We start from the raw sequence: 8505 nt of genomic DNA, 5'->3' as shown, positions 1-8505 counted from the left end.
GGCCATCGCCCAGGCGCCGTAGCGGCCGTCCTTGGCCGCGATCCCGCAGGCCAGCGCGCACCAGCTGACCAGGACCGCGGCCAGCACCGGACGGGATCCGCCGGTCACCGGCCCGGCGGCGGGCACGGCCGGGGTGGGGCCCGCGTCCCGCGCCGCACCGCGACGGGGCGTCACGCGCCGCACCGGCGCACCGTGCTCACCACCGCACGATCCCAGAGCGGCCGACCACCCCCGTCCCGGGGGATCGGTGCGGGGTCGGGCCGGACGACTCGCGTACCACGGTTGGCTGTCCTGGAACGGCGAGGGGGTGCGGGTGGATCACAGCCGTACACGTGCAACACTCACCCGGTAGCCGGCCCCAGGGTCCGGCGCCCCCATGGTCCGGTGCACCGGCGCCGGCGCGGGAGTGACCATGCAGGTGTGTTGAGGAGAGGTCCGGCACAGTGACCGAAAAGCCAGAGGTAGTCGTCATCGGGGCCGGGCCAGCTGGCCTGACCGCCGGCTGGGAGCTGGTGAAACGGGACGTGCCCGTGACGATTATCGAGGGTGACTCGGTCGTCGGTGGAATCAGTCGTACCGCGCAGCGCGACGGCTGGCGTTTCGACATCGGCGGCCACCGTTTCTTCACGAAGGTCCCCGAGGTCGAGAAGCTCTGGCACGAGATCCTCCCCGACGAGGACTTCCTGATGCGGCCGCGCTCGAGCCGCATCTACTACAACGGCAAGTTCTTCGACTACCCGTTGAAGCCGGCGAACGCGCTGGGCAACCTCGGTGTGGTCGAGGCGGCGCGCTGCATCGCCTCCTACGCCGCGGCCCGGGTGCGCCCGCCGAAGGACCAGAGCAACTACGAGAACTGGCTGGTCGCCCGCTTCGGCTGGCGGCTGTACCGCACCTTCTTCAAGACCTACACGGAGAAGGTCTGGGGAGTTCCGGTCAACGAGATGCCCTCGGACTGGGCGGCGCAGCGCATCAAGAGCCTATCGATGTTCAACGCCATCGTCAACGCGGTGCTGCCGAAGAAGAACCAGAAGGACATCACGTCCCTCATCGAGGAGTTCCAGTACCCCAAGTACGGGCCCGGCATGATGTGGGAGACCGCCACCGACAAGATCGTCAAGCAGGGTGGGCGGGTCGTCTTCGAGGAGAAGGTCCGTAAGATCCACCACGAGAACGGCCGTGCCACCGGGCTGACCACCGAGGTCATCGGCGGGTACGGGCCGGGCGCGGGTGCGCCCGAGTCGTCGCGCACCGACCTCGGCAGCGAGTACCAGTACACCGGCGACGAGTTCATCTCGTCGATGTCGTTCTCGTCGCTGGTGAAGGTGATGGACCCGCCGGCACCGGCACACGTGCTCGCCGCGGCGAACGCGCTGAAGTACCGCGACTTCCTCACCGTGGCGCTGGTCGTGCCGGAGTCCGCCGGATTCCCGGACAACTGGATCTACATCCACGCGCCCACGGTGAAGGTCGGCCGCATCCAGAACTTCGCGTCCTGGTCGCCGTATCTCGTCAAGGACGGCAAGACCTGCCTGGGCCTGGAGTACTTCGTCTTCGAGGGCGACGACACCTGGAGCAGCTCGGACGAGGACCTCATCGCACTCGGCACCCGGGAACTGGTCGAACTCGGCCTGATCCGGGCGAGCCAGGTCGAGACGGGCTACGTCGTCCGGATGCCGAAGGCGTACCCGTACTATGACACCGAGTACAAGAAGAACGTGGACATCATTCGGGCCTGGCTGGCCGAGAACACGCCGAACGTGCACCCGGTCGGGCGCAACGGCATGCACCGGTACAACAACCAGGACCATTCGATGCTGACCGCGCTGCTCACCGTCGAGAACATCGTCGACGGCACCCACCACGACGTGTGGGAGGTCAACGTCGACGAGGATTACCACGAAGAGGCCTCCTCCCCCAAGCGCTGACCCGACGTCGGGCACCTGACCCGGCGGCCGGCCCCGCGCCGACCGCCGCCGATGGTTCGACGGCGAACGCGACGAGATAGGGGTGCCGGCCCGCCCCCGGAATAGCCGGGGCGGGCCGGCACCGCCAGAATAGGTGCCTGGGTGTGGTCTCCCACCGCTCGGTGATCACAGGATCGCCGGACGGTCGGTGGCCCATGCCCGGCGGCACCCGCGGCCTGCCCCCCGCACCCGTCCGGACCCGCGGGCGCGTGGGCCCGCCAGACGTAACCAGCCCGTACGACGGGACCAGCCCGAATGCGGGGCGGCCCGTCCGAAGGGCCAGCCCGCACGATTCCAGCACTGCGGGTGCGGGCCTGCCCGGCCGGTCGAGGACACCCCGGCCTGGCTGACCCGCCGCACCGCGGACCACGTGGACGGAAGGAACTACCGTGACGGACGTCGCGGTGCGCCCGGCGGAGCACAAGCCCGAACCGGTCGACCAGGTCGGCAACGCATCCGACCGCGCGGGGCGGGCGTTCACCATCGTGGTGGGCGCGCTCGTCGCCGCCGCGGTGATCGTACGGTTCACCGCCACCCAGGCCCTGTGGCTGGACGAGGCGCAGAGCGTGGCGATCGCCCGCCTGCCCCTGTCCGGATCCGGTACCACCATGTGGGACGGCCTGCTTCAGGACGGTTCGCCGCCGCTCTACTACCTGTTGCTGCACGGCTGGATCGCCCTCGTCGGTGAGAGCACCGTGGCGGTGCGATCACTGTCGGCGTTGGTCAACATCGCGGCGGCCTGGCCGTTGTACCTGCTCGCGCGGCGGGTGATCGGTGAGCGTGGCGCGCGGGTCAGCGTGGTGCTGTACCTGACCTCGCCGTTCGCGTTGTACTTCGGCACCGAGACCCGCATGTACAGCCTGATCGTGCTGCTCACGGCGCTGGGCGGGGTGGCGCTCGAACGGGTGCTGCGGGCGCCCTCGGTGAAGTCGGTGATCGGCCTGGCGCTGGCCGCCGGCGGCCTGGCGCTGACCCACTACTGGTGTCTGTACCTGCTGGTCACCGTCGGCGTGTGGCTGCTCGGCCTGCTGATCGTCCGCCCCTGGTATCGCGCCCGGCGCGCCCGTCGCGGTGGCCCGGCCGGCGCGCCGGTGCCAGGGGTCGCGGGGGTTTCGGGCAGTACGTCCACCGGTTCGACGGGACGTTCGGGGGGCGGCAGCCACCGCTCGGGAGGACGTGGCACCTCGGGCGCGACGTCCGCGTCCGCCGCGGGGGGCATGTCGTCGGCCGCGGCCGCGCGGCGGGGGCCGATCTACGCGCTGATCGGGCTGGTCGGCGGCGGGCTGGTGTTCGCGCCGTGGCTGCCGAGCTTCTTCGACCAACTCGCCCACACCGGCACCCCGTGGGGCGAGCCGGCCAGCTACGCGGCGATCTCCCACGCGTACGGCCAGTGGGCCGGCGGTCCGACGACCCTCGGGCGGCTACTGCTGTTCCTGATCACCGGTCTGGCCGCGGCCGGTCTCGCCGGGCAGTCCACCGGCGGCCGGTTCCTGCTCATCGACCTGCGCGGACGGGAACCCGGCCGCACCCTGTTCTTCCTGGCCACCGGCACCCTGTTCGTCGCGGTCACCGCCGGCAAGCTGGTCGGCAACGCCTGGGCTGACCGCTACACCGCGACCGCGTTCGTCCCGTTCCTGCTGGTCCTGGGCCTGGGCTCGACCGTCATCGGGCACGGCCGGATCTTCCAGGGCGTCATCGCCGTCGCCGCGGCCATCGGTCTGCTCGCGGGCACCACCGACCTGCACCGGGAACGGTCGCAGGCCGCCGAGGCCGCCGGTGTGCTGGAACGGCTGGCCCATCCCGGCGATGTGATGCTGATCTGCCCCGACCAGATCGGCCCGGGCCTGGCCCGCACCATCCCGCCGTGGCTGAAGGTGCACGTCGTCCCGACGTACGACGCACCGGACCGGGTCAACTGGGTCGACTACGAACAGCGCAACGAGAACGCCGACGGACGTGAGATCGCCCGGCGCGCCCTGGCCGAGGCCGGCCCCGAACACACCGTGTTCCTCGCCGGTTCCGGGGCGTACCGCACCTACGAGGAGCTGTGCACCGAGGTGCAGACCACGTTGGCGCAGGCCCGTCCGCACGCCGACCAGGTGATGAAGCAGGGCCTGCCGGCGAAGGTCTACGAGAACTACGCTCTGCTGCGCTTCCAGGCGTCCTGACGATGACCGCCGCCCCGCCGACCCCCGCGTCCGCCGTCGTCGTGGACGAACGACGCGGGACGCGGCGGGACGGCCGGCGCGACGGTGGACGCCACACCGGGGCACGCAGGCGGCCGGACCCGTGGCGCTGGCGCGAGGTGCTGCTCGCCTGGCTGGCCGCCCGGGTCGTCGTCGGCGCGGCCCTGGCCATGACCCGTTTCATCGCCGACCAGGCCCAGGGCGACCAGAACCTCACCCTGCGCACCACCGGCCTGCTCGGCTGGGATGCCGGCTGGTACCGCACGATCGCCGAGTCGGGTTACGGCGACGCCGGGGCGGAAAGCCGCCGTTTCTTCCCGCTGCTACCGATGGCGGTGCGGGGTCTGGCGCAGGTGCCGGGCGCGGCCGGGCGTGAGGGCCCGATCCTGCTGGTGATCGTCAACGTGTGCGCGTTGGGCCTGGCACTGGCGCTGGTGCGCCTGGCCACCGTCGAGGGCCTCGGTGAGGACGCCACCTCGCGTCTGATCTGGTTCACCGCGCTCGCCCCGCCGGCGTTCGTGCTGGTCATGGGCTACGCCGAGGCCGTCGCCGGGCTGCTCGCCGTCGCGGTGTTCCTCGGCGCCCGCACCCGCCGCTTCGAACTCGCCGCGCTCGCCGGCCTGCTCGGCGGGCTGTGCCGTCCACTGGGGGTGCTGCTCGTCGTCCCGCTCGCGATCGAGGCCACCCGCGGTTCCCGGCTCGCCGCGCTCCCCCTGGTCCGCCGTCTGGGCGCGCCGCCCCTGTCCACGGCCTCGGTGCCCCGCTCCCCCACGACCGCGTCCTCGTCCTCGCCCTCGCACCGCACCGCCGCCGCGGCGCTCACCGGCCCGTCGTCGCCGGCCGCGTTCTCGGACCCGTCCACGGCCGCGTCCACCCTGCCGTCCGCGTCCCCGTCCCCGTCCCCGGTGACGGCCGGGCCGCCCGGCGATCTGTGGCGACCGGATGGGCGCCGCCGCGGCGCGGCCCTGGGCTGGCGGGTGGTGGCGGTGTTCGCCCCGCTGGTCGGCGCCGGGATCTACGTGGCCTGGTCGGCGCACACCTACGGGGACGGCCTGGCGCCTTTCACGATGCAGCGGGACGCCGCCCGCCACGGCGCCACCAGCAACCCGCTCTCGGTGCTGTGGCAGGCCGCCACCGGCGCGTTCCACGGTGAGCTCGGCACCGCCCTGCACGTCCCGTGGATTCTGCTGGCCGTCGTCGGCCTGATCGTGATGTACCGTCTGCTCCCGGTGTCGTACGCGCTGTGGAGCACCCTGGTGCTCGTCGCCGTCCTCACCGGCAGCAACCTCGACTCCGGCGAGCGCTACCTCTACGGCGCCTTCCCGTTCCTGCTGGTCGCGGCCCTGGTGACCACCCGCCGCGAGATCTTCACCGCGGCCCTGGTCGCCTCCACCGCCGCGATGACCCTCTACGCCACCCTCGCCTTCACCCTCGCCTACGTCCCCTGACCCCACCTCCACGGCCGGCGACGACTGCCCGCACGTGAGCACCTGGGCACGGTACGACATAATGGTGCATCGTGGAGCGGGGCCGTCACGATGGGTTCACCTGGGACTTCTTCGTATCCTACACCAGCGCCGACGCGGCGTGGGCCACGTGGATCGCCTGGCACCTGGAGGAGAACGACTACAAGGTCCTGATCCAGGCCTGGGACTCCACACCCGGCACGAACTGGCGCTACCAGATGGAACAGGGCATGATCCACGCCGCGCGCACGATCGCGGTGCTGTCCCCCGCGTACATGCGGTCCAGGTTCGGCCTGGAGGAGATGCGCAGCGCCTGGGCCGCGGACCCGCAGGGAACGCTGCGCAAGCTCATACCCGTTCGCGTCGAGGAGTTCCGCCCCGTCGGGGTGCTGAGCACGGTCGTCTCCCTCGACCTGTTCGGACTGTCGGAGCCGGAGGCCCGTGAGCGTCTGCGCACCGACATCAGGGCGACGTTGGACGGCCGGGAGAAGCCGTCAGCCTCACCGGACTTCCCCGCTCCGATCGTCGAGGGGCGGCCCGGCCAGGCACCTCCCCCCGGGCCGCGGTCCACGGATCGGCCGCTGCTGGTGGGCCAGCCCCGGCCCATGCCGATGTTCCCCGCGGAACTGCCAAAAATCTGGAACGTGCCGGAGCCGACCGCGCGGTTCGTCGACCGCCCGGAGCTCGACCAGCTGACCGAGGCCATGGCCGGTGACCGCCCGCTGGTCGCCCTCACGGGAACCGCCGGGATCGGCAAGACCAGCCTGGCCCTGGAGTACGTCCGCGCGTACCGGGCCGACTTCGACGCGGTCTGGTGGGTCCCCGCCGGCCGCACCGATCAGATCGCCAACCAGGTCAGCGCGGCCGCACCCCTGCTGGGCCTGCCCGCCGAGACCTCGGCGGCCTCGGTCCTCGCCCAGTTGGACGCCGGCCACCGCCGCTGGCTGCTCGTCGTCGACGCCTCCACCAGCCGGGACGCCCTACCCGACTGGTTACCGACCACCTCCGGCGACGGCCGCATCCTCGTCACCTCCCGCGACGACCGCTGGGATGCCCACGGCCAGGTCATCCACGCCGAGGCGCTGGACCGCGCCCACGCCGTGGAGCTGCTCGCCGACCGCCTCCCCGCCATCGACCGGACCGCCGCCGGCGAGATCGCCGACCGCTTCGGCGGTCTCCCCCAGGCGCTGGACCAGGCGGCGCACCTGATGATCAGCGAAAGCCTCCAGGCCCGCCACTACCTCGACGAACTACGCGCCGACCCGCTGGCCCTGCTCGCCGAAGGCGAAGCCCCGGGACGCCCCGGCATCACCGCCGTCACCCTGTCGGACGCGTCGATCCGCCTCGTCGACGCGAACGCCCCCACCGCCGGCGAACTGCTCCGCCTGGCCGCGCACGCCGACACCGCCACCCCCTTCCCCCTCTGGCTCCTACGCGACCACCCAGACGCCCTCACCAGCAACACCACCCCACCCAGCCCGGACGGACCCAGCCCGGACGCACCCTGGTCGGCGGCCGCCGAGGGGCTACGCGCGGCGACGGCCAGACCCCGGGTTCTCGCCCGCGCCGTCAGCGACCTCCAAAGCCACGGCCTGGTCCGCTACCAGGGCGACGAGCTGCACCTACCGTCGGTCCTGGTCACCGTCCTACGTGGACGCACCACCCCGGACCACGCCGCCCACCTCAACGCGAGCATCGGCCGCCTCCTACACGCCGCGCTGCCGGAGAACGTCGTCGGCGACCCGGCGACCTGGCAGGCCTGGCACACGCTGCTCCCCCACGCCCTGGCCGTGCTGGAGAACACCAGCCCTGACCAAGACACCCCCGAAACCGCCTGGCTCGCCGAACACGCCGCCGCCTACCGCCTCGAACGCGGCCAGCCCGCCGAAGCCGAACTGCTCGCGACCCGCGCCGCCCAGGCCCGCGAACGCCTCGACGGCCCCGACCACCCCGACACGCTCGCCGCCCGCCACATCTACCTGCGCGCCGCCCTCAACAACGACAACTTCGCCGAGGCCGGCCCCCTGGCCGAACGCAACGCCGACGACCGCGAACGCCTCCTCGGCCCCGACCATCGCGACACCCTGGCCAGCCGCGAAACCCTCGCCCGCGTCTACCAGAAAACCGGCCACCTCGACAACGCCGAGGCCCTGTTCACCCAGAACCTCGCCGACCGCAAAGCCGCCCTCGGCGACCGCGACCCCGACACCCTCGAAAGCCGCCACAACCTCGGCGCCGTGATGGCTCAGGGCGGCCGCCGCCTGGAAGCGACCGAGATCCTGCTCCCCACCCACAGCGCCCAGGTCAGCGTTCTCGGCCCCGAGCATCCGCACACCCTCGACACCGCTCACCGGATCGCCGTCACCTACCGCGGCATGGGCGCCACCACCGCCGCCCTCGGCTACGCCGAACCCGTAACCGAGGCCCGCGAAGAGGTACTCGGCCCCCTGCACCCCGCGACCCTCGACAGCCACCACAGCCTCGGCCTCACCTACCGACAGGCCGGCCGCTACCACGACGCCATCCGCGAACTCGACCAGGCCTTCAACGGACGCGACAAAGCCCTCGGCCCCAACCATGTGCACACCCTCGAAAGCGCCCAGGCACTCGGACGGTCCTATCTCGACAGCGGCCAGCCCGAACGAGCGACCCCCGCCCTCGAACATACTCTAACCGGCCGCGAAAAAACCCTCGGACCAGATCACCCAACCACCATCCAGAGCTGCAAAAGACTCGCCGACGCTTTCATCGAAAATGGATCACCAGGAAAAGCAACTCCACATCTCCATCGCGGCCTTCTCCACTACGAAAATTTCAATGGCGAAGCCCATCCACCCTGACCGGTTTCCTGACCGCTGTCCGCGACCTGCTCGCCGGCGCCGAGGTGGT

The 8505-nt window shown here is 71.7% G+C and carries 4 protein-coding genes; all 4 read left to right on the top strand.

The window, feature by feature from the left end:
• Positions 1 to 443 precede the first annotated feature (443 nt).
• The 4 genes from G6R24_RS15505 (at position 444) to G6R24_RS15485 (ending at position 8456) form a co-directional block, all read left to right on the top strand.
• Positions 444 to 1925: an NAD(P)/FAD-dependent oxidoreductase gene (locus G6R24_RS15505; RefSeq protein ID WP_163549963.1), complete on the top strand. Its 1482-nt coding sequence runs from the start codon at positions 444 to 446 to the stop codon at positions 1923 to 1925.
• A 428-nt stretch (positions 1926 to 2353) separates the two neighbouring features.
• Positions 2354 to 4132, top strand: coding sequence for a glycosyltransferase family 39 protein (locus G6R24_RS15500; protein ID WP_163549962.1), 1779 nt, complete (start codon positions 2354 to 2356; stop codon positions 4130 to 4132).
• Between the two features lie 2 nt (positions 4133 to 4134).
• Positions 4135 to 5598, top strand: coding sequence for a hypothetical protein (locus G6R24_RS22545; protein WP_225438581.1), 1464 nt, complete (start codon positions 4135 to 4137; stop codon positions 5596 to 5598).
• A 71-nt stretch (positions 5599 to 5669) separates the two neighbouring features.
• The gene (locus tag G6R24_RS15485; protein ID WP_163549961.1) at positions 5670 to 8456 is read left to right on the top strand and encodes a tetratricopeptide repeat protein; all 2787 of its coding nucleotides are present in this window, start codon (positions 5670 to 5672) and stop codon (positions 8454 to 8456) included.
• Positions 8457 to 8505: the final 49 nt, after the last annotated feature.

Source organism: Candidatus Frankia nodulisporulans (assembly GCF_902806475.1).
Taxonomy (GTDB): Bacteria; Actinomycetota; Actinomycetes; order Frankiales; family Frankiaceae; genus Frankia; species Frankia umida.
The sequence above is the reverse complement of the archived record's forward strand: the minus strand, read 5'-3'. Positions and strand labels throughout refer to the sequence as shown.